The organism is Acidiphilium sp. (assembly GCF_049977125.1).
Classification (GTDB): domain Bacteria; phylum Pseudomonadota; class Alphaproteobacteria; order Acetobacterales; family Acetobacteraceae; genus Acidiphilium.
Genome location: NZ_JBMFGY010000302.1, coordinates 1 through 2,407 on the forward strand (window position 1 = coordinate 1; position 2,407 = coordinate 2,407).

General features: G+C 62.4%; 3 protein-coding genes. All 3 read right to left on the reverse strand.

The annotated features are described in order from the left end of the window. The coding region (locus tag ACP5E6_RS18360) for a TauD/TfdA family dioxygenase (protein ID WP_427956781.1) at nucleotides 1-562 on the reverse strand (562 nt) is incomplete at its 3' end. Between the two features lie 13 nt (nucleotides 563-575). Then, the gene (locus ACP5E6_RS18365) at nucleotides 576-2,141 is read right to left on the reverse strand and encodes an AMP-binding protein (RefSeq protein ID WP_427956783.1); all 1,566 of its coding nucleotides are present in this window, start codon (nucleotides 2,139-2,141) and stop codon (nucleotides 576-578) included. Further along, a partial coding sequence (locus ACP5E6_RS18370; RefSeq protein ID WP_427956785.1) for a thermostable hemolysin occupies nucleotides 2,138-2,407 on the reverse strand: 270 nt, incomplete at its 5' end. The genes ACP5E6_RS18365 and ACP5E6_RS18370, both read right to left, overlap by 4 nt.

The following is a 2,407-nucleotide window of genomic DNA, read 5'->3' on the forward strand; positions in this document are numbered from 1 at the left end:
TCAAAAGCAGCATGAGGAACGAATAAAGCCCTCCACAAAACTCGGGAGGATTCAGTTTTGGGCCATTCTCCAGGTCGGCGAGGGCGTGCAGCGCGTAGGTCTTCCATAGGTTTTCCTGGACGCGACGGGAATAGACGATGTCCTGTTCGACGAAGGCAGTACGCGCCTCCGGGCTGAGGTCGTCGTAGACCAGATAGCCGTCGCAGATTGTGGTCTGCGAGCCGAGCGCGGGTTCGCGCTCACAGTAGAACCAGCAAAGCTCCGGCCAGAACGGACTGTTGCCGTTCTCGCAATGGAGCCCGACAGGTCCGGTGCCGGCATCGACCTTCTGGGCGGTGTCGCCATTGAAACTGCGGGCGGGGTCGATGCTGAGACGGCTGCTGGTCTGGCGGACCAAATGCGAAAAGGCGTCGATATTGGTATCAAAGTCGCGCAGGACGAGATAGCCGTGCCGTGCGAGCAGGTCGATCAGGGCGTCGCGGCCGATCGACGTAATCTCGATCGGCTCATGGGCGGCGACGATGACGCCGGAGTGTTTGGTATGTGTTACGATGTTGAGCATGGAGGATCTCCTACTAGTTCGATGAACTGACGAATTCTTCGACGGCGTCGCGGCGGGGACGGCCGGTCACAGTGAACAGGCGCTTTCGCGCTTCGGGCGAGTCGGGTACCAGGATCGGATCGACGACACGCTCGATTTCGGATAGATGCATCTCGGCAAAGACCCGTATCGCCTGACCGATCTCGTGGGGGTTCATATCAGCCCGGCATAAGAATATCCCGGACAGGAACTGGTACCGATCGCCGAACACGACGACTTCGGCCACGCCGGACACCGATCGGTAGCGCGACTCGAGCCATTCGGGGGAGATATTTCGGCCGTTGGAGGTGATGATCAGGGTCTTGCGCCGGCCGGTGATCGAGACGTAGCCATCTGCATCAATGGCGCCGAGGTCGCCGGTGTGGAGCCAGCCGTCCTCGTCCAGGCTGCAGCTGCTCGGATCGGCGCCGCTGTAACCGGCGAACAGGGAGGTGCTGCGCAGGCACAGTTCCCCGTCCTCAGATAACTTGATCTCGACATGGGGCAGAGGCTGGCCAACGGTGCCGATGCGATTGGCGCCGCGCCGATTCCAGGTCGCCACCGAGCTTTTTTCGCTCAGGCCGTAACCTTGATAGACGGGGATCCCCCAGTCCGCCAGCGTGTGCAATATGGCCGGATCCAGCGGCGCGCCGCCAGCGGCCAAGAACGGCGAACGCTCCTGGCCGAACACGTGGCGGACCACCGTTGACCGCACGGAATCAGTGACGGGAACGGCTGCCACCTCACCGCCCTTCTCGGCGATGGCCTCCACCATGGCCGGAGTCAGCGTCAAGGCGGAGGGCCGGGCGTGCTTTATCAGGTCAAGGCGGTCGCTCGCCCGTACGTCGGGTGAACCTATCGGCGGCATGGATACCGGCGGCAGCAATACGGCGCCGCCAGAGGAGAACGGCATGTACAGGCCGGTGACTTGTTCGATTAGCAGGCTGAACGGCACGAGTGAGAGATAGCGCCTGTAGTCGTGCTCGTCGGCACAGGTCCACAACGCGTCCAGCAGGGCGTCCAGGCCGTGCCGCCTGATCCGAACGCCTTTCGGGCGGCTCGTCGTGCCGGACGTATGGATGACCTTGCAGATGCCGTCGGCATCGGCTTCGGCTAGCGCGGGCAAAGGCTTCGCGTGGAGGGCATCGTGTTCGCCAAGGTTGAACGTGACTTCGACTGGAAGCGGCTGGTCTGAGTGTGCACACCAGGTCGCCAACTGGGCGGACCCGGGCTGGTCGGTCAGAACGATGGCGCAGTGCTGCAACAGATGGGCAGCCTGCTCGGCGGAGAATGCCATCGGTACCGGCACCTCTATCAGGTCGCCTAGCAACAGCGCCAGATCGGCGACGATCCACTCCGCGCTGTTACCCATGGCGAGCCCGACGTGGGTGCCGGCCTCGAAATGCAGACGCAGCCGGCTAGCCAGGTGAAGAGCCGCATTGAGCATGTCACCGTAGGTCAGGATAGTCATCTCCCGACAACCGGTTTCGTCAAGCCCGATGACTGCCGGGGTGTCGGGGTTAGACTCTACATGTTGGACGATACGGGCCAGCAGCTTCATGCCACGGCCTCTTGCGGTACCGGGCTTGGGGAGGTACTGGATCCGGCTCCCGCGCCGAGCAGGTTGGCGAATACAAAACGGCCGCAGTGGTTGCTGAACAGGTGTCCACATTCCTGAAGCGGAATGATCCCGGTCAGAGGCGAATTATCGTAATAGCTGCCCCAGCGTTCGCGTTCGCCTTCCGGAAGTCGTGCCGAACAGGCCTCGGTCAGGGCTATGAACGGGATATGGTGATAGTCGAGCAGCTTGCGCAGACCCGCCGTGGT

Excerpts from the sequence above, each read along its gene's own strand:
- ACP5E6_RS18365 (WP_427956783.1), bottom strand. The coding sequence starts at position 2,141 with ATGAAGCTGCTGGCCCGTATCGTCCAACATGTAGAGTCTAACCCCGAC.